22 protein-coding genes are annotated in these 18,944 nt (G+C 57.4%); 14 read left to right on the forward strand and 8 right to left on the reverse strand.

Annotated elements, in window-relative coordinates:
• Positions 1-10: 10 nt before the first annotated feature.
• From thiC to AC0V6W_RS11325, 3 genes are all read left to right on the forward strand, one after another.
• Positions 11-1,879, forward strand: coding sequence for a phosphomethylpyrimidine synthase ThiC (thiC, locus tag AC0V6W_RS11315; RefSeq protein WP_486150056.1), 1,869 nt, complete (start codon positions 11-13; stop codon positions 1,877-1,879).
• A gap of 3 nt (positions 1,880-1,882) precedes the next feature.
• Complete coding sequence (locus tag AC0V6W_RS11320) at positions 1,883-2,329, forward strand: PaaI family thioesterase (protein WP_486150058.1); 447 nt, start codon at positions 1,883-1,885, stop codon at positions 2,327-2,329.
• Positions 2,330-2,410: 81 nt separating this feature from the next.
• On the forward strand, positions 2,411-2,740 hold the full coding sequence (locus AC0V6W_RS11325) for a hypothetical protein (RefSeq protein WP_486150060.1): 330 nt from the start codon (positions 2,411-2,413) through the stop codon (positions 2,738-2,740).
• Here the strand turns inward: AC0V6W_RS11325 and AC0V6W_RS11330 are convergent.
• Together AC0V6W_RS11330 and AC0V6W_RS11335 are read right to left on the reverse strand one after the other, a co-directional pair.
• Complete coding sequence (locus AC0V6W_RS11330; RefSeq protein WP_486150062.1) at positions 2,737-3,603, reverse strand: DUF7946 domain-containing protein; 867 nt, start codon at positions 3,601-3,603, stop codon at positions 2,737-2,739. The two genes, AC0V6W_RS11325 and AC0V6W_RS11330, sit on opposite strands and share 4 nt — an antisense overlap.
• Before the next feature lie 204 nt (positions 3,604-3,807).
• Positions 3,808-4,287, reverse strand: coding sequence for a YaiI/YqxD family protein (locus tag AC0V6W_RS11335; RefSeq protein WP_486150064.1), 480 nt, complete (start codon positions 4,285-4,287; stop codon positions 3,808-3,810).
• Between the two features lie 64 nt (positions 4,288-4,351).
• Here AC0V6W_RS11335 and AC0V6W_RS11340 point away from each other — a divergent pair, with 64 nt between their 5' ends.
• Together AC0V6W_RS11340 and AC0V6W_RS11345 are read left to right on the forward strand one after the other, a co-directional pair.
• Positions 4,352-4,996: a hypothetical protein gene (locus tag AC0V6W_RS11340; protein ID WP_486150066.1), complete on the forward strand. Its 645-nt coding sequence runs from the start codon at positions 4,352-4,354 to the stop codon at positions 4,994-4,996.
• 231 nt (positions 4,997-5,227) lie between these two features.
• Positions 5,228-5,578, forward strand: coding sequence for an HPF/RaiA family ribosome-associated protein (locus tag AC0V6W_RS11345; RefSeq protein ID WP_486150068.1), 351 nt, complete (start codon positions 5,228-5,230; stop codon positions 5,576-5,578).
• 81 nt (positions 5,579-5,659) lie between these two features.
• Here the strand turns inward: AC0V6W_RS11345 and AC0V6W_RS11350 are convergent, their stop codons facing one another.
• Positions 5,660-6,268 (reverse strand): OmpA family protein, encoded by a 609-nt coding sequence (locus tag AC0V6W_RS11350; protein WP_486150070.1) that lies wholly within the window; start codon positions 6,266-6,268, stop codon positions 5,660-5,662.
• A gap of 257 nt (positions 6,269-6,525) precedes the next feature.
• Here AC0V6W_RS11350 and AC0V6W_RS11355 point away from each other — a divergent pair, with 257 nt between their 5' ends.
• Complete coding sequence (locus AC0V6W_RS11355) at positions 6,526-7,533, forward strand: hypothetical protein (protein WP_486150072.1); 1,008 nt, start codon at positions 6,526-6,528, stop codon at positions 7,531-7,533.
• On the opposite strand, the gene AC0V6W_RS11360 is transcribed toward AC0V6W_RS11355, so the two are convergent.
• Positions 7,502-8,536, reverse strand: a complete 1,035-nt coding sequence (locus AC0V6W_RS11360; RefSeq protein ID WP_486150074.1) for a hypothetical protein — start codon at positions 8,534-8,536, stop codon at positions 7,502-7,504. The genes AC0V6W_RS11355 and AC0V6W_RS11360 overlap by 32 nt on opposite strands.
• Positions 8,537-8,581: 45 nt before the next feature.
• Positions 8,582-9,835, reverse strand: coding sequence for an FAD-binding domain-containing protein (locus AC0V6W_RS11365; protein WP_486150076.1), 1,254 nt, complete (start codon positions 9,833-9,835; stop codon positions 8,582-8,584).
• A 168-nt stretch (positions 9,836-10,003) separates the two neighbouring features.
• Between AC0V6W_RS11365 and AC0V6W_RS11370 the strand changes: the two genes are divergently transcribed.
• From AC0V6W_RS11370 to AC0V6W_RS11390, 5 genes are all read left to right on the forward strand, one after another.
• Positions 10,004-10,570: a fasciclin domain-containing protein gene (locus AC0V6W_RS11370; protein ID WP_486150078.1), complete on the forward strand. Its 567-nt coding sequence runs from the start codon at positions 10,004-10,006 to the stop codon at positions 10,568-10,570.
• Positions 10,571-10,677: 107 nt separating this feature from the next.
• Positions 10,678-11,097, forward strand: coding sequence for a COG3650 family protein (locus tag AC0V6W_RS11375; RefSeq protein ID WP_486150080.1), 420 nt, complete (start codon positions 10,678-10,680; stop codon positions 11,095-11,097).
• Between the two features lie 112 nt (positions 11,098-11,209).
• Positions 11,210-11,620 (forward strand): GFA family protein, encoded by a 411-nt coding sequence (locus AC0V6W_RS11380; protein WP_486150082.1) that lies wholly within the window; start codon positions 11,210-11,212, stop codon positions 11,618-11,620.
• A gap of 211 nt (positions 11,621-11,831) precedes the next feature.
• On the forward strand, positions 11,832-12,917 hold the full coding sequence (locus AC0V6W_RS11385; RefSeq protein ID WP_486150084.1) for a PAS domain-containing protein: 1,086 nt from the start codon (positions 11,832-11,834) through the stop codon (positions 12,915-12,917).
• Positions 12,914-13,282: a response regulator gene (locus AC0V6W_RS11390; protein ID WP_486150086.1), complete on the forward strand. Its 369-nt coding sequence runs from the start codon at positions 12,914-12,916 to the stop codon at positions 13,280-13,282. Before AC0V6W_RS11385 ends, AC0V6W_RS11390 begins: the two co-directional genes overlap by 4 nt.
• Positions 13,283-13,304: 22 nt before the next feature.
• Here AC0V6W_RS11390 and AC0V6W_RS11395 read toward each other — a convergent pair whose 3' ends face one another.
• The gene (locus AC0V6W_RS11395; protein WP_486150088.1) at positions 13,305-14,750 is read right to left on the reverse strand and encodes a S41 family peptidase; all 1,446 of its coding nucleotides are present in this window, start codon (positions 14,748-14,750) and stop codon (positions 13,305-13,307) included.
• Between the two features lie 260 nt (positions 14,751-15,010).
• On the opposite strand from AC0V6W_RS11395, the gene AC0V6W_RS11400 reads away from it, so the two are divergent.
• The 3 genes from AC0V6W_RS11400 to AC0V6W_RS11410 all read left to right on the forward strand — a co-directional run bounded on the left by AC0V6W_RS11400 (position 15,011) and on the right by AC0V6W_RS11410 (position 17,429).
• Entirely contained in the window at positions 15,011-15,598 is a 588-nt protein-coding gene (locus AC0V6W_RS11400; RefSeq protein ID WP_486150090.1) for a YbhB/YbcL family Raf kinase inhibitor-like protein, read from the forward strand.
• Positions 15,599-15,653: 55 nt separating this feature from the next.
• A complete protein-coding gene (locus tag AC0V6W_RS11405; protein WP_486150092.1) occupies positions 15,654-15,896 on the forward strand; it encodes an SWIB/MDM2 domain-containing protein in 243 nt (80 codons plus the stop codon).
• Between the two features lie 156 nt (positions 15,897-16,052).
• Positions 16,053-17,429 (forward strand): dipeptidase, encoded by a 1,377-nt coding sequence (locus AC0V6W_RS11410; RefSeq protein WP_486150094.1) that lies wholly within the window; start codon positions 16,053-16,055, stop codon positions 17,427-17,429.
• Positions 17,430-17,488: 59 nt separating this feature from the next.
• Here the strand turns inward: AC0V6W_RS11410 and AC0V6W_RS11415 are convergent, their stop codons facing one another.
• Both AC0V6W_RS11415 and dapD read right to left on the reverse strand, forming a co-directional pair.
• The gene (locus AC0V6W_RS11415; protein WP_486150096.1) at positions 17,489-17,641 is read right to left on the reverse strand and encodes a hypothetical protein; all 153 of its coding nucleotides are present in this window, start codon (positions 17,639-17,641) and stop codon (positions 17,489-17,491) included.
• Positions 17,642-17,732: 91 nt separating this feature from the next.
• Complete coding sequence (gene dapD, locus AC0V6W_RS11420) at positions 17,733-18,569, reverse strand: 2,3,4,5-tetrahydropyridine-2,6-dicarboxylate N-succinyltransferase (RefSeq protein WP_486150098.1); 837 nt, start codon at positions 18,567-18,569, stop codon at positions 17,733-17,735.
• Positions 18,570-18,944 lie beyond the last annotated feature (375 nt).

Below are 18,944 nucleotides of genomic sequence, written 5' to 3' on the forward strand. Positions count from 1 at the left end.
GAGAGCGTAAATGGCCGATATCAATTCACCTGTAGAAATTGGCGTAACCACTGGGCCCATTCGTGGCAGCCGCAAGGTTCATATCGGCGCGCGCACGGGCAGCGGTATTCAGGTCGCCATGCGCGAGATTGATCTGGAAGCGGGCGAAGAGCCAGTGCGGGTCTATGACACATCCGGCCCCTACACCGATGAAAATGTCAGCATTGATATCAATGCCGGGCTTGCCGGCCTTCGCTCTGACTGGATCAAAGCGCGCGGCGATGTCGAGCAATATGATGGGCGCGAGGTAAAGCCTGAAGATAACGGGCAATTGGGGCCAGACCGTTCTGGCGGGGTTCCGCAATTTCCTAATGTGGTGAAACGCCCGCTTCGCGCCAAAGCGGGGCAGAACGTCACCCAGATGCACTATGCCCGCAAAGGCATCATCACGCCCGAAATGGAATATGTCGCAGAGCGTGAGAACTTGGGCCGCGAACTGGCGGCTGATTTCGTGCGCGATGGCGAAAGCTGGGGCGCGGAAATTCCCGATGTCATCACGCCCGAATTCGTCCGCTCAGAAGTAGCGCGCGGCAGAGCCATCATCCCCAACAACATCAACCACCCCGAAACGGAACCGATGGCGATCGGGCGCAATTTCCTCGTCAAGATCAACGCCAATATTGGCAACTCCGCCGTCGCCAGCGATGTCGCGACCGAGGTTGACAAGATGGTCTGGGCCACGCGCTGGGGCGCGGATACGATCATGGACCTGTCCACGGGCCGCAACATTCACGACACGCGCGAATGGATCATCCGCAATTCCGCCGTGCCGGTTGGCACGGTGCCGATTTATCAGGCTCTCGAAAAAGTCGGCGGGGTTGCCGAAGACCTCACCTGGGACATTTTCCGCGACACGCTGATCGAGCAAGCCGAACAGGGCGTCGATTATTTCACCATCCATGCAGGTGTGCGTCTGCCGTTTGTGCCGATGGCAGCGAAGCGCGTCACCGGCATTGTCTCTCGCGGAGGCAGCATTATGGCAAAATGGTGCCTGGCGCATCACAAGGAAAGCTTCCTCTACGAGCATTTCGACGAAATCTCAGAGATTTGCGCCGCATACGACATCGCCTATTCACTCGGCGATGGCCTGCGCCCCGGCTCCATCGCGGACGCCAATGACGAAGCGCAATTTGCCGAGCTTTACACTCTGGGCGAGCTGACCAAGCGCGCTTGGGAACGCGACGTGCAGGTCATGATCGAGGGGCCGGGCCATGTCCCCATGCACAAGATCAAAGAAAATATGGACAAGCAGCTGGAGGCGTGCGGCGAAGCACCTTTCTACACGCTCGGGCCCCTCGTCACCGATATCGCGCCCGGTTACGATCACATCACCAGCGGCATTGGCGCGGCTCAAATCGGTTGGTACGGCACCGCAATGCTCTGCTACGTCACCCCCAAAGAGCACCTCGGCCTGCCTGACCGTGACGATGTAAAAGTGGGCGTGGTAACCTACAAACTCGCCGCCCACGCAGCTGACTTGGCGAAAGGCCACCCGGCCGCCAAAGTGCGCGATGATGCGCTGTCAAAAGCGCGCTTTGAATTCCGTTGGAGAGACCAGTTCAACCTCTCCCTCGACCCCGAAACCGCCGAAGAATTCCACGACCAGACCCTGCCAGCCGAAGGCGCGAAAACGGCGCATTTCTGCTCCATGTGCGGGCCGAAATTCTGCTCGATGAAAATCAGTCAGGAAGTGCGCGAATTCGCCGCCAAGCAGAATGCAGGCGCGGATAGCTTCCTTGCAGCAACCGCGCCGGTTGAAGGCGCGGAAGCGGGAATGGAGGAGATGAGCCGGGTGTATAAGGAGAAGGGGGAGCGGCTGTATCTGCCTGAGGAGGAGTAATCCATGACCGCCACAAAAGCACAAGATCATCAATACCGCGTGCCTTTTGTGGAGCGCACTGAGATGCAATATCTCGCTTTAGAGCGCGGCTATGCCAAGGCGCTTATGCCGCTTGGCCCCAATGCCAATCACGTTGATGTGATGTATATGGGCGCCTTCACCGTACTGGCCGAAGCGACCGCCGCCAATCCGGGTATCTCTGTTGTGGATGCAGAGAAGCACTTTCCCATCGTAAAAGACATTGCGGTCGACTTTCACCGCATGGCCGCCCGCGATGTGACCGCCGAATACCGCCTTAGCGAAGAGCAAATCGCAGGATTACTGGCAGACCTGGAACGCAAAGGCAGCGCTGGGTATTTGGCCGAAGTACCGATGCTGGATAGCAAGGGCACGCTGGTTGCGACAGGGAAGGTCACGATCAAGCTGCTGTCGCATTCTTGGGACGGGTGAGGGCGCGGAAGCGGGGATGGAGGAGATGAGCCGGGTGTACAAGGGGAAGGGCGAGCGGCTGTATTTGCCGGAGGAGGTGATGTGAACGGACTTTCGCTTGAGACCGATTTCGATGCAGCGATGATGGACATTTATGTCCGAGCTAAAGCAGAGGCAAACTACGTCGCTTCGATATTTCACCGCATGCTCATTGAACACCGTGGTCTCGAGACGGCTCGAAGATTGATCAATGATAGAACCGTTTCAGAGGGATATACGGCGCTTTGGCAGCGGGGACGTATGGACCTTACGGTCGAAGCCTTAGTATTCGAAAACCCAAAGTGGCATCCATTGTTCGAACCAGATGAGATTGAGAGAGCTCGAAAGCGCTTGGAGAACTACCAATACTTCGGAGAAAAACAGAGCGGCTAAAAATCAATAATGTCAGTTTTTTTGATGTCTCGAACAATCAGAGCCTTAAGCCTCCCAGTTGACGATTCAAGTCTCTGGCCATGAACTGTTATCATTCCGCGCGATGAGGAGCGATCGGTTGCATTGGAGCGCAAGCTGGATGCGATAAGCTCAATGTTCGCATTAGAGCGTGCGCCTTCACTTAACTCGAAGGGTATCGGGCGTTGTTCCATCGGTAGAAAAATCCGTCCTTTGAAAGTATTTACATTGTAACTCGACACCAATCCATCATGCTCGATAATCTCCTCGCGTTTAATGGTACGAGAAATAAAATCAAAACTGACCTGGGTCATGTCTGGGCCAATTTGTTCTTCGCCGCTGCGATCAACCCAAAACAATCTCGCTTGGCTCGCTGTTTCTGATCCGACAATTGGCCGGTGTATATCTGATATGCTCGACTCTGTCTTTTCAATAAGGCTATCGAGCTTTTCAGCCGTGATCTGCTTCTCTTCTAAGAGTTCACGATGCGACTGCAACAGACTCTTCTCATAATCAACGTGAAATCCTAGGGTATTGGCGACTACGTAATCGTATGAAGAATAAAGCAGGTGCCCCAACGGAGACTCTTTTGGCGCGTTACCTACCACCCAAGCAGCACCTACAATCGTAGCAGCAACTTTCCAAGAACCGGATTCGGGAGTTGAAACAAGGATTTCTGCATTCTTTAGTGATGGGGCTTGTGTGATTATTTCGCCATTCATCACTAAGTGGGTAGTAAGTGCAAGAGAGCGCTGAAACCCTACCATTGCGCGTGCCGCATCGTAAAAATCGAGGACGTGATTGTCGGACGACCGACCTTCGAATTTCAGTACAATGTTGGTCATTTATGAGCTGCCACAATAAAATTGAATAACAACTCAAGATCATTACAGCAGTGCATAGGAAATGGAAGCTGGACTTGAATTACTGACAACCTGAAAGATCGAAATCGCTTCGTTTCGTTGACTATAGTTGCGCGCTCCGCAACGTCGACACTTGTTATCGCTTCGTCTAAATGTTTCCGGTGACAAAGCGCCCACCCCTCAGCCTCAACCCCGCCCCATAGCCACCATCACCCGGTCCAAGCTTTGCAAGAACCGCGATCTATCCGCCTTACTAAAGGGCGGCGGGCCTCCGCCTATTCCGTCCATTCCGGCGCGCAGGTCTTCCATGATTGCTCGGGTTGCAAGCGCTGCGCCTATGCTCGCGGGGGTGAAAGCATCGCCATTGTGTTTAAGGACACGCGCGCCCGCTTTCAGGCAGCGATCCGCTAGCGGGATGTCGCCCGTAATCACCACGCTGCGCGCATCCGCATTATCGGCAATCCAATCATCAGCCGCGTCAAAGCCATCACCGACCACCACCCGTTTAACCCGCGGGTTATCGGGGATGCGGAAGGGAGAATTGCTGACAACGCGCACTTCGGCTTTGTACCGGTCAGCGACGCGGTAGATCTCGTCTTTGACGGGGCAGGCATCGGCGTCGATCAGGATGGTTACAGGCGATAAAGCGCCATCAAAGTCAGGCATGACGCCCCCTTAGCGCGCCCGGCCAATCTTTCCTACATTGCAAAATTGTGGCTTAAGCTCGTCGATGAGCAACTCCAAATCAGCGCCCACGCGCATCTCCGCCCATTCCTCTTCACTGGGATCCGATTCACTGGGATCCAACTCACTGGCATCCGACACCGCGCGCACGGTTACCTCTATTCGCCGCGATGGATGGACATTGGCAAAGCAAGCCGAATTTCTGCGCACGCTTTCGGCGTGTCACAGCGTAACCGAGGCCGCCCGCAGTGTCGGGATGAGCCGCCAATCAGCCTACAGGCTGCGCGCCCGGATGAAGGGCGAGCCATTTGATATGGCATGGACAGCCGCCTTTCGATGCCAGTTCGATGCGCTTGCCGAATTGGCGATGGACCGGGCCATGAATGGGGTGGAGGTGCCGCATCTCTATAAAGGCGAGCTGGTCCATACATCGCGCAAATTTGATGAACGGCTGACGGTCGCTTTGTTGGCGATGCGCGGTGCGTTTCGCCCCGCCAATATTGCGATGCGGACGCTTGATACCGATTACACCGATGCCGAGTTTGGGCAATTGGTCAAACGTTTGGAAAGCGGCCCAGAAACATGGGCCGAAGAAAGCCGAATGGATGGTGAGGCGGACGAAATTGAGGCGGTTAAATATCTGGAAAACAGGAATAACTCTAAGAAAGATCGGCCTGACAACGCGAAGTAAAGGCGTTTTCATGTTGGATAAGTGTCACCTTTGATTTTTGCTCAAAAAAGCGCGGATTTCCGTGGCTTTTCCCGCGAAAAGGGTGGGTGACACGGTGTCACCTTTGTCAACTTCGCCAATGGGTCAAAACAACGGCGGTTGGGACCTGAAATGGGGCCGATTGTGCTTGCCCCTTTGCGCATGGCTTCCCACATTGGATGGTACAAAAAAGCATCAAAGGAGAGCCTTGCTATGACAATGCAGTTTCAGTTTAACTCCGACAGTTCGGTAATGGGCACAGAAAATGTGGCAGAGCGGATCGAGGCGATGATGCGCGACAAAATGGCGCGGTTCGAAGATCGGCTCACTCGGCTAGAAGTGCACGTTACCGATGAGAACGGGCGCAAAGGCGGCGCAGATGACAAAACCTGCATGATCGAGGCGCGCCCGCGCGGCGGCAAACCAATCGGCGTCACCGAACATGCAAGCGATGTCGACACAGCAGCCCGGCGCGCGGCCAATACGATGGCGCAGCGGCTGGAACGCGTGCTGGGCAAAGAGGAAAAGCACAAGCACGACCCGCGCCCTGACAAGGTGCTCTGATCGGGCAGGCGCAAGTCTGCGTTCAAGGTGGTGACAGAAGCGTTTTCTTGCACCACCTCAAACTGTTACATGGCTGTTCGTCTATTCGACAATCGTGATCTCAACCCGGCGCGCTTCGGCATTGGATAGCTCTTCGCTGGTGGTGTCATCGGGTTTGACGAGTTCAGTGCGCGCTTCATCAATGCCAAGCGCAACCAGCTGCGCCTGCACGTTTTCAGCGCGCTGTTTGGACAATTCAGCGTTCAGTTCGGCATTGCCGGTGGGATCGTTAAAGCCCGATATGGCGAGCGTCGCATCCGGGTTCGCGTCAAGGTAGCCGCGAAGGCCAGTGGAGACGGTTTCGAAATCGGGCGTGACATCGGTGGCGCCGCTGTCGAAATAAACGCTCAGCATGGGGCGGCCATCGCGTTCGCTTGCGGTGATGCCAGCGCCTTCGGGCACGGTTTGCGGCTCGGGTGCGGCCTCGGGTGCCGGTGCGGGTTCAGGCGCTGAGGCGGCGGCTGGCGCGCTCACGGCTGCTTCGGGATCTTCGGCGAGGATGGTGGAATTGGCCCAGACCGAAACCAAGGCTGCCACCGCGATGGCACCGATTGCGATCAGGGCGACGAGGCACCCGGTCTGGAACATGGTGTCTTCTTCTGCGTCCTTGCGGCGGCGGCCAGAAGCAGCGGTTTGGGTTGGATCAGCCATGGTCAATTCCCCTCATGTCTTGCGCGAACGATCCGCGTTAGGCGAGGGGCGCTGTGCCGCTTTGCCGTTACAGACTCGAACACTGGCGAAAGGTTTAAGCAAAATGATCCAGAATGACAAGATTGCACTACACAATGCGTGTCATGCAATTTTGACGCTTATTTGATTGGGTAAATCGGATGGCGAAATTGTCTCGGTTGTAAAACTGTGTTTCCGCGAATGCCCGGTTAACTCAATGGCGGTAGACCGGGCACGTCATGACAATTTCCGACCACGCCTCCTTTGCCGCGCATTCTGCACCCGCTGACACCGCGATGAAGCTGTTTCCGGCGGTGTACGATGCCGCGCAGGAGGAGATGGCGGCGGCCTATCCCGCCAAATGGTGTCAGTTTGGTCACCATCTATCGGGCCATCCTTTATTGGGTTCGGCGGCGATTGCGCAATTGGCGACGCGCCTGCCGGCGCATCATGTGACGATACGGGGAGGCAAAGCGGGTTTGAGTGTGGCTGAACTGCTTGCCCAGATGGAGCGCGGGACCGCTTCGGTTGAGCTGCGCGACATTGACCGTGATCCGCAATACGACCTGCTGATGCGCGATGTCTTGGGCGAGTTAAAGCCGGTGATCGCAAAGGTAACCGGAGCCATGCGCGAACCTGCCGCTTCGCTGGTTATCGCAGCGCCGCATACCTCCACCCCCTTGCGGTTTGATCCAGCCTTTACGATCCATTTTCAGCTGTCAGGATCGCGCAGTGTGACAAGCTTTCCTGATGCAGAACAATCGGTTATTGTCCCGGTCGAGTTTGAACGCGCGCTGTGTGAGGATGCGGCAAGTGCCAGCGCAGCTCGCACTCTGGAATGGAACGATAGCCTGGCTCCGCTGGCAAAACGCCGCGATCCAGCGCCGAGTGAGGCGCTTTATGCCCCGGCTTTTGCTCCGCATTTGGTGCGCGTGCATGAGGAAATGTCAGTTTCGCTCGCGCTTTCGTGGAATTCGCGGTGGAGCATCCAGTTTGCTGAGGCGTGCCGGTTCAATGCAAGACTGCGCGCGCGGGGGCGAGCCCTGATCCTGCCCGGCCCTTTCCGGGGCGAAATTGGGTGCGCAGCTATGCCTGGCGGGCTTGGCAGCAATGGGACTGGGCCAAAGAACGCTTGCGGCGAGAGCGCGCGGCGTGGGCTTAGGCTGCGGGTCTTGGATTGGCCTTTGCGGCGGGCGCGCCGCGATGTGCGTCTTCCTAAACGAGCTTGCGCCCGAACACCGGTTTAGACCTTCGCTGGTGCATTCTGGACGCAGTATGATTGGCGGGGTCAGCGGGCGCGGTGATGATGGCAGGACCAGGCGCTGAGCCATTGTCGGCCTTCGGCTGAGGGGCAGGATCAAGCGGGACCAGTTCGAACAAAGCGGCGGCCTTATCGCCATCGTCCTCAAGCGATTTAACGCGGTAGCGCTGCGCTTGCCCTTCGGGTTCGAAGACCTCTCCATCGGTCCATGCTCGAGCGCCGCCCGCTTCGCTCAACCCCGCCTTCGCCGCGACAAAGGCGAGGATGCCTGTATAGCTATCGCGCCAGTCCTGTACGGCCGGTTCAACGACAACCTCGCCGCCGATCCAATGGACCGCGCCAAAACTGCGCACGCCCCGGGTTGCAGGCTCAGGGTCAAGCGCCTGACGTTTCGGGCCAAAGATGACCGGGTGAATATGCAGCGGGCCGGGTATGGGCTGAGCGGCGGCGGCATCAAAATGCTCGCCTGCAAACAGGCGGTTGGACTGTGCCCAATGGACCGCTGATGGCGGGGCATGATCGAAGGGAATGCGGCTCATCAAGGTAAGCAATTCAAGCCTGCGGTGAAACTGGCTGCGCTCTGATTGCGGTTCGGCCCGAGCTGGGCCAGCGTGCACACCCGCGTCTCCCTCCTTACTCGGCACATCCCCTTCGTCCGGCTCTTCGTGCCATACCTCGAGCAGGATGTGGCAGGCAGCGCGCTGCACCCGCGCGGCGATATCGGGACAAAGCTGCGTTGTGGCAGGCGATGCCAGCACTTGTTTCAGCGTCTCTTTGGGCGGCGGGCCAAGGCAGAATTCAAAGCTTAACCGCAACGCCTCTTCGGCATTTTCAAGCTGCGCAAACAGATCTGGCTTATGTTCGGAAACGGCGAAGATCGTGCCCGTTTTCATCTCTTCAACCCGCGCAAAATCACGCACAAGCGCGTCGAGCGTGTCGATGCGCTGATCGAATGTCAGCATGGATTGAAGGCGAACGGGATATTGCATTGCGGCTAACAGGTTAGCTGCATGTTTTGCCAATATCCTAAAGCGTCACGGTAAGCGGGGCGTTAACGGATCGCTGCTTCCCGTGATGCCCAGCTCGTCCAAAATGCTATCGGATTTCTTCTTTACACCGAAAAATCCAGCTTTGGCCAAAGGCCATGTCGCGCGGTTAAGGGGCTGGGTGATAATGTGCAGATCGCCGCTTTCGGCAAACGGGGCAAGATCATCGCGCAGCGCATCGCGCAACCAGCCCGCCGGCAGGGTCGGGGTGACAATCTGGGTGATGCCTGCACCGCGCATAATATCACCGAGCGCTGTATCGCTGTCCCACATCGCGGTTTTGCACCCAAACGCCTCGCCCGCTTCTGCAATTCCGCCTGCAACAGCCTCGCTTGCGAAAATGCGCGCGGCATCGCCAATGCCCCCGGGAGAGCGCGCCTCTGGCCGGGCAGCCCCAATGACAAGGGCCGGAATGCCGGGCAGGTCAAGCGGCGCGTGATGCGCGGCTTCATCATGCAGCAGCAGAGCGAACGGGCCATCAACCTGCGGCGTACCGGGAAAGGTGATCGGCTGGCGGCTGTGTTCTTCGGCTTCGGTCAGCGCCTCCGCTTCATCGGAAAGTCCATCTGCGTTCAGAGGACCGTCCGGCTGATTGGCCGTGTAACGCGCGATATTATCGGGCCGGGCAAGGTATGTTTTGCCTTTGGTGTGCAGCCCGCCGACCCAGCGCCACGACAGAGTGTTCGACGCCGCATCGCCATCGATCAAATGGCGCAGGAAGAAGTCCGCGCCCAATTGCCAATCCAGTTTTAAGGTAAAAATCCAGATGCTCGCAAACCACATGCGCGCATGATTGTGGAGGTATCCTGTCTCCACCAGTTCGCGCGCCCAGTGATCGAATGCGGCAATGCCGGTGCGTGCCTCTATCGCCTTAATGTAAGCGGTCTGCACCCCCGCATTGCTTTGCACGCGGGCGAAAGCCGCATCGCGCCCTTCGCAATAACTTGGCCAGATGGTGGGGCGCTGCTGAAGATACCCTTTGAAATAGACCCGCCAGAACACCTCTGCGATGAATTTCTCCGCCGCTTTTGGGCTGTGCTGGCCCAGAACCGCGTCAATCACTTCTGTCTCGCTTAACAGGCCTGCATGCAGCCAGGGCGACAATTGCGAGACATTGGCCCGCAAACCATCGGCGGCGACCGGGTCATCGTAATTGCGGGTGTTTTCATAGGCTTTGCCTGCATGGGGCAGGAACTGGGACAGGCGTGCAAGCCCGGCGGTGCGTGTTGGGGTAAAGATCATGGGGCTCAAACCCGCGGAATGCCTCGCCGGTTCCAGAGCAAAGCGCACGGAGCCCTATCTTTTTCGGAACATCCGCGCCGTATGTGGCTTCGTATGTAGTGAAGGGCACTGCGATCCCTATTCGCAGCTCGGCCCTCGTTTGATCCCCCTATTAAAAGGATAGACTTTATGAACATTTTCAAACTGACGCTCGCATCAGCCATGGCGCTTTCCATTGCGGCCTGCGCGTCCGAACCCGCCGAAGAAACCACGCCGGATGAAACCGCCGTGACCGAAGAAGCGACCGCCGCTGGCACCATTGTTGAAGTTGCGCAAGGCGATGAAAGCTTCTCCACTTTGGTCGATGCCGTTGTGGCCGCTGATCTGGTCGATACGCTTTCCGGCGAGGGTCCGTTCACCGTATTCGCTCCCACCAATGACGCATTCGGCAAACTGCCGGAAGGCACGGTCGAAGGTCTGGTTGCAGACGACAAGGAAACGCTTGGCGCGATCCTGAAATACCATGTTGTTGAAGGCAATGTGGCATCCGAAGCGCTGACTGCGGAAATCGCAGCGGCTGGCGAAGAAGGCTACACCGTCACCACCGTCGGCGGCGGCACCTTCACTGCAACTGTCGTTGATGGCGGCGTTGTGCTGACCGATGCGGCAGGCAACACCGCGGCAATCACTGCGACTGATGTCGAAGCGTCAAACGGCGTGGTGCATGTGATCGATACGGTTTTGATGCCGCAATAATTGCTGCGCAAAAACCAGACGCATAAAAAAGGGCGGGCTCTTGAAGAAAGGGCCCGCCTTTTGCGTGGGCGATCTGTGCCCGCTATGATGCCAGCAGGAGATACACGATGCGCGAATTGTTTTTGGCAGCAATGACCCTTGGCCTGGCCGCATGCGGCGCAAGCGATGGGATAGAGCGGGACGCGCAGCCTTTTTGCGCAATTGCGGCGGACGAAAAGATCACCGCGACTGGCACCGAACCGTTCTGGTCGATCGCAATCACAGGCGGCGAAGCTGTCTATTCCAGCCCCGAAACCCCTGATGGAGAAGTCTTCAATGTGGCCCGGTTTGCCGGGAACAATGGGCTGGGCTTTTCGGGCGAATTTCGCGGCGAAAAGCTTGTGCTGACGGTCACTCCGGGTGAATGCAGCGATGGGATGAGCGATGCGGCCTATCCCTTCACCGCAACCGTCGCACTGGGCGATGAAACATTGCTGGGCTGCGCCTACACTGACAGGCAGGGGGCAGAGGGCGCAGAGGAGGCATAGGGCGCGCCCTGACAAAAGTGCCACGGGACTTGGCCTGATGGGCGCGCCTATGGTCACTCGGACGAGGGCGCAAAGCGGCCAGTATCGCGGCGCATAATTGGGGAGGGATATCATGGCAGATCAAACAGGGGGCTGTCTGTGCGGCCAGGTGCGCTACACGCTCAGCGCTGATCCGGTGGTGTGCGTCGCGTGCCATTGCATCAATTGCCAGAAACAGGCTGGGTCAGCTTTGTCAGTGATCGTGGGCGTGCCTGAAACAGCGGTGGTGTGCGAAGGCCAATTGAAGACTTACAACGATACAGGCGACAGCGGCGCGCATGTCTACCGGCAGTTTTGCCCCGAATGCGGATCGCCTGTTTTCACCCGGCTTGATCGCGGCGATGGCTTAATGTTCATCAAAGCGGGCACTTTGGATGACACGTCAGCGCTTAATCCTGCATTCCATTGCTACACCAAAAGCAAACAAAACTGGCTGGATATTGGCGATGTTCCTGCGTTCGAAACGGTGCCTGCAGGGATGTGAATAAGCCACCGCTTTTGCTGCGAGATTCGCCTTTCACAGCAATTTTCGGAGAAGCTCAAAAGCAGGTAGGCCGTGCGCTTTGGGCGTTGCGCAGCGCAAAAATTTTGGAACGCGCCTCTCGTTTTCTCGTTGCATAGGAAACGAAATACAAACTGGTGAGCGCGTGCGGCCCCCTAATTTACGCCGCGTCATCGCCGGGAAAGCAGGTAACGTGAACACTGATGACGAACGCGATCGCGGGCGCCTGACCGGTCAGGCGTCGATGCGGTTTGACGATGCGCCTGATCGCTTTAAGGCTGGCGGCGCAGACAACAAATTTTCAGGCTCTTCCGGGGTTCTGTTCGAACAGGCCATGGCGCAAACGCGCATGGCGATATGTTTGTGCGATCCATACGCCAAAGATGTGCCGATCGTATTTGCGAACCGCGCATTCCGCCGGTTAACCGGATATTCCGAAGAGGAAATTCTGGGACGAAATTGCCGTTTCTTGCAAGGACCAGAAACCGATCCTGAACCCATTGCCCGCATCCGTGATGCTATCGCGAATGAGGATGTGGTTGTGGTTGAGATGCTCAACTACCGCAAGAACGGCACCACGTTCTGGAACGCGCTGCATCTTGGCCCGATTTACAATGATGAAGGCAAGCTCGTCTATTTCTTCGGCAGCCAGTGGGATGTCTCTGATGTCCGCGCGGCGCGTGCCGAAGAACAGCATGCCAAGGATATGGCGCGCGAATTGTCGCACCGGATGAAGAACATGTTCGCGGTCATCTCAGGCATCGTCAATGTGACGGGCCGGGTGCGCGGCGTGAAGGACGAAGCGGCTGAAATCAATTCGCGCATTCAGGCGCTTGGCCGCGCGTATGAAACCACACTGGATGAAGCATCAAGCGGCAATATCGACATTGGCGAGGCTATTCAGGCCGTCCTGTCGCCATATGGCCGCGAAGATGACCGGCTGACATTCAAAGGCAGCAGCGTGCGCATGCCGTTCACTGTTGTTTCGGTTGTCGGCCTGATCCTGCACGAACTGGCTGCCAATGCGACAAAACACGGCGCATGGCTGCGTGATAATGGGAAAGTCAGCGTCGATTGGTTCGTCAAAGACGAGCCGATGCTGACGATCACCTGGCGCGAACAAGGCGGCCCTCAGATTGATCCGCAAACCATCACTGCCGGCACTGGTACAGCGATTGTTGATCGTCTGCTCGCCGGTGGCCGCGGATCGATTGCCCGCCAATGGGATGAAAAGGGCCTCACCGCGACAGTGAAAGTGCCCGTCAGGGACACGCCATGAGCGTCCACCACACTCTGCTGTTGCTTGAGGATGAGCCGCTAATTCTGCTCGATCTGGAATATGCCGCGCAGGATCGCGATTGCGAAGTGCTTAGCGCGATGGACTGCAATTCGGCCATGGCGCATATCGCCAGCGGCACGCGCATAAGCGCGGCGGTTCTCGATGTGTCGCTGGGCGGGGGTGAGACATGCTTCACCGTCGCGCGCAAACTGAGCGAGCTGAAAGTCCCATACATCCTGCATTCCGGCGATCTTGACCGGCACAACGAACGCATTCGCGACATTAATGCAGAATTGATCGCAAAGCCTGCTGCTGCAGACAATGTGATTGACCGCGCGATTGGTCTGGCAGACGGCAAGCATTGATTGCTGGCCTGGCGGATCAATCCTAGAACAGCCCCGGCATTTCATATTGCGCCACGCTGGGCTGTTCAGGCTGCAAAGGTTCGCGCCCGCCTACGCTCAAGACGCCCTGGCCTTGCCCGCCGCTGATCGGAGTGCAGCTGCGCCCGGCCAGAAAATCAAGCGCGGTGGAAATCGAGGCCTCGTTGGGATCGCCCAACGCGGTGAATATGTCATCATCTGCGCGGCACGAATTGGGGATTTCGCTTGCAAGCCCTGTGAAGTAATCGCCATTGCCATCTGCGTTGACCGTCTGGAACGTCACGGCGCGCACCCGCAGATCGCAGCTATCCAGATCAAATCCAAATTGCCCCACAGGCTTGCCCGATGTGTCACTGCCGATCAGGGCGATGCTGTCATTGGCAAGATACGGGATCATCGCATTGGTCACCAGTTCGCTGGCCGATGCCGTGCTGCCGGTTGCGATCACGGCGATTTTGGTGGGCTGGATCGCATTGGTTTCGTTCTGGAACAATTCGGTTGAGTTTTCCGATGATTTTGAGGGCCTAAGCACGGTTTCGCTGAAGACTTGGCCCACACGCCCTTCGCCCATCAAATCGCCCAGCGTTTCAGCAACGCTCACCAATCCCCCGCCATTATAACGGAAATCGAAAATCAACTCGGTCACGCCCTGGCTGGCGAACAATTGAAATGCATCGCGCAATTGATTGGCTGCATCCGAGACGATGAATGTGCGCAGATTGAGATAGCCCACTTGCTTGCCGCCATCGTTTAGGATGAGCGCGCCATAACGGTCTGAAATGGGATCGAGCGAGAAATCGCTTTTCGCCACAGTCGTTTCAATCACCGCGCCATTGACATCGGTAAAGCGCAGCACGCGCTGTGTGCCCGCGGTGGACGGGCCAAGCGCATCGACAACCGCTTGCGGGCCCCCCGATGCCATCAGGCTGGATACGGTTTGCAGATTGCTCGAACTTGTCCCGATCGCCAGCAATTCGCTGCTGCGGTCAAAGCCTGCTTGAAAGCCATTGCCGTTTTCAAACGATTCAACACCGAACACGCGGTTGTTCACTGTGTCATAGGACAGACGAATGCCAAATCCTGCGCTGGAACCTGATGCAATCAGCTCGTTTTCTTCGGCAATGGAGGTTGCAAACGTAAAACCGACATCGCGCGATTGCGCGCGGGCAGGGGCGACGCGCGCGTTTAAAAAAGACTGCACATCGCTAAAATTGGCAGGGTTCACCGAATTGTCGAGCAGGTCGGGGAACAGATACCATTCATCGAGCACCCGGTCGGCAAAATCGATCTGTTCAGCCACCGAACACCCTGTGGATGGCGGCGGGGTCGGCGTGGGAGTGGGGCCAGGCGTGCCGACAATAGGCGCAGGGGGCGATCCGCCGCCGCCCCCGCACGCTGTCAAAACAAGTGCGAGGGTGGCTGTCAAAGCGGTGGTGCGAACAAACTTCATGGATGCGACTCCGAAAATGGGGGGCGAGCTTTTGGACTGTTTCGCTCGGCAAAGAATGACTGTGACCATGCAACGCCGGGGGCATTTGGGCAAGTTCCCACGGGGTAATTCACAATTTGTGACGATATGAAACAGGCCGACCCGTTGATTTTCCGCGATATTTTGAAAGTTTTCCGCAGAAACCGGGGCAAATGTGCTTGCGGCGGCTCGTATCAGAGCCATTGAAGGACTAGCAATTAGGTAATGGAAGCGATTCAATCATGACCGGGTTTCCCGATTGGCTCTCTCAAAAGTTGCCCGCATCCGCGCGGCACAATGGCCTTGCGATTGCCGAATTGGGCGATGCAAAGACATTCGGGCGTGGCGGCTTTGCGCTATCCAGCCCGGCATTTGAAGCGGGTGAGGAAATGGACCCGTGCTTTACCGCGAAGGAAGAAGACGCGGTCGCCCCCCCGCTGGAATGGAATGCACCGCCTGCAGGCGCGCAGGAAATCGTCGTTATCGCCGAAGACGCATCAACCAGCGGTGACATTCCTCAGACGCATTGGCTCGTGTGGGGAATGAAAGGGCAGAAAGGCAAACTGCTCGAAGGCGAAGCGCCGCCGCGCGCTGGTAAGAACGCACAAGGCAATTCAGAATGGCTTTTGCCCGATCCTCCGCTGGGGGAAACGCGGCACTACGTATTCCAAATCTTCGCGACTGAGTTACCGCTGACTTTGATGCCCGGTGCAACGCGCGACGATCTCATTGCATCGATCAAAGGCTTTGTGACGGCTTGTGATGTGCTTTATGCGCCGTTCACAGGTGTTGAGGCCGCCGATGAGGGCTGGGACGACGATTTGGAATAGACGAACCTAATTACACGTGAACTTTAACCGCCTGATTATATAAGGGAGAAAACCAATGGCGAATGCACTGCAAAAGCCGGTAAAATTGTCAGAAGAACTGGAAGCCGTTGTCGGCAAAGGTCCGATGCCGCGGACCGAAGTGACATCGAAAGTCTGGGTCTATATCAAGGCCAACAACCTGCAAAAGGAATCGGATAAGCGCACAATTGTGCCTGATGCGAAGCTTGGCGCGGTGATCGGTAATGATGAAATCAACATGATGAAGATGACCGGGAAAATCTCCAAGCATCTCAGCTGATTTCGGCTTTTCAATCGAAGTAATGGCGGCGCGCGATCCATCAGGGTCCGCGCCGTCTTTTCGTTTGGGCTGACTGGCGCTATCGTTTTGCCTGCGCAGGCGCTTTGCCAGCGCGGGCTGTGAGTTTAGCCCCGTATCCACTCAGGAGAGACCGCTATGCCCCGCCGCGCCCCGTTTTCCATCGCTCTTGGACTTGCCCTGTGTGCACCTGCTGCCGCGCAGGATGGCGTGCCTTCCGGGGCGGAAATTCCGGTCGAAGATGTGACTGGCGCGCTTCCTGAACCAGAGCCTCAACCCGAACCCGAACCGCTCAGCCCGGATCAAGTGGCTGCCAATGCCGCGCTGGATGCAGCGCCGGTGTTTGATGGTCATAACGATGTGCCGATCCAGCTGCGCGCACGCTTTGACAATCAGCTTGCCGGTTTTGATTTCACGGACACGGCAGATACCGGCACAATAGGCACCGATGGCGAAAGAGGCCGCCGGGTGATGCACACCGATTTAACGCGGCTCAAAACGGGCAAAGTGGGCGCGCAGTTCTGGTCTGTTTATGTGCCCGTGCAATTGCCCGAACCCGAAGCGGTGCAGATGACGCTGGAACAGATTGACGTTACCAAGCGGCTGATTGCCAAATACCCTGATGATCTGACTCTGGCGCTCTCCGCTGATCAGGTCGAAACCGCAATGGCAGAGGGGCGGATTGCCTCGCTTATCGGGATGGAAGGGGGGCATTCCATCGGATCAAGCCTTGCCGTGCTGCGCCAGATGTATGCGCTGGGCGCGCGTTATATGACGATCACGCACAATGCGAACACGCCGTGGGCCGACAGCGCAACCGATGATCCTGAACATGGCGGGCTGACCGGATTTGGCCGCGATGTCATTCGCGAAATGAACCGCATCGGCATGCTGGTTGATCTTAGCCATGTGAGCGAAGAGACGATGAACGATGCGCTCGATATTGCCACTGCGCCGGTCATTTTCAGCCATTCAGGCGCGCGCGGGGTCAATGGCCACGCGCGCAATGTGCCCGACAGCGTCCTTGCCCGATTGCGCGACAATGGCGGGATCGTGATGGTGGTGGCGCTGCCCGGCTATCTGAACGAGGCAGAGCGCGAATGGTACGCTGCCCGCTCCGCTGAGGAAGCGCGGCAGAAAGCTCTGTTCGCCGGTCAGCCTGATATTGTGAGCGCTGCGATGGAGCAGTGGGACGAAGCCAATCCAACGCCTGAAACCATGATCAGCCACATGGCCGATCACATCGACCACATCAAATCGGTCGCCGGGGTCGAAGCCATCGGCATTGGCGCTGATTTTGACGGAATGCCAACAGGGCCTGTGGGACTTGAGGATGTGGCGGGCTATCCCGCTTTGTTCGCAGAGCTTTCCCGGCGCGGCTATTCGCAGGTGGAAATGGAGCTGATCGCCAGCCGCAACGCGCTACGCGTGATGCGTATGGCAGAACGCGCCGCTGCCAATGCGCGCAGCCAGCCGGTGATTGAAACGATAATGCCCCAACCCGAGACTGATTGAGCCTGGGACTGATTAAACCCGAGACGCATTAAACCTTCTCAAGCAGCCTTAACGCAGTGTCAGCCCCACAAGGCCGGCACGATCCAAACCGCGCTCATCGCGATAATTGCTACGACAAGTCCAATGCCGAGCACATAACGCATATGGCCCGTGGTTTGCGCCGCGCGGGCATCATCATCTTCGATATGGATGGCGTCGTCTTTTTCTTCCATGATTATCTCTCGTAATCTCTTGCTGTTTATTGTCTCTTGCCACGCCAAAGGTCGGCGCGCCAGCGGATTGTCTTTAAGCGGCGGGCCTGTTTCAGTCGCGCAGCAGATCATTGATCCCGGTTTTGGACCGGGTTTGCGCGTCCACGGTTTTCACAATGACAGCGCAATAAAGCGATGGCCCAGGTGTTCCATCGGGCAAGGGCTTGCCAGGCAAAGCGCCGGGAACAACCACAGCATAAGGGGGCACTTCGCCCATATGCACTTCGCCCGTGGCCCGGTCGACGATCTTGGTCGAAGCGCCGAGGTAGACGCCCATCGACAGCACCGCGCCTTCGCCAACCCGCACACCTTCGGCCACTTCGCTGCGCGCGCCGATAAAGGCGCCATCGCCGATAATGACAGGTTCCGCCTGAAGCGGTTCGAGCACGCCGCCAATGCCGGCCCCGCCCGAAATGTGCACATTTTTGCCAATCTGCGCGCACGATCCAACCGTCGCCCAGGTATCGACCATGGTGCCTTCATCGACATAAGCGCCGATATTGACGAAGCTCGGCATCACCACTGCGCCTTTGCCGATATGGCTGCCGCGCCTAACGACTGCGCCGGGCACCACGCGAAAGCCTGCATCGCGAAAACGGTTTTCGCCCCATCCGGCAAATTTGATCGGCACCTTGTCAAACGCCGCCTCGCCCGCGGCGGCATCGGGCATGACGCGGTTGTCGTTGAGCCGGAAGGATAGCAGCACGGCTTTCTTTAACCACTGGTTCACTTGCCAGCTGCCATCAGAGACAGGCTCAGCAACGCGCGCTTCGCCGCTGTCGAGCATTGCGAGCGCATCGGAAACGGCATGACGCACCTCGCTGCCCGGCGTTATGTCCTGACGGTTTTCCCAGGCCTGTTCGATTTGGGCAATAAGTGTCTCGGTCATGGAGGTATCTCGCTGGGTTGCAGTTTGGCGTTGTCGCTTGCGAGGCTGCTAGCCGCGCAATCCCGGTGCAGCAAGCCTTATAGAGCGATCCCGGCTGCGACCTTAAAAGAATGGCGAAGAATGCGCTGCGTTCCAAAAAAGCCGCAGATCTTGAACCAAAATGGCGCTGCTATGGGTTGCCTCTTGTCAGCCTGTTAAGCTTACACTTAAACAGGTTTCTTAGGAGGCTGTCGAACAGGACATAAAAATATGATTCAACCGTCTCCGCGCGGCTCGCGCAAATCCGCCCCGCTTTCGATTTCAAAAACATCGATTCCTCAAGCGAACCCATCGCCCAATCCGGCCGCATCGCGCGCTACGATCCAGCGCGATGTG

Source organism: Erythrobacter sp. JB1-7, assembly GCF_057365015.1.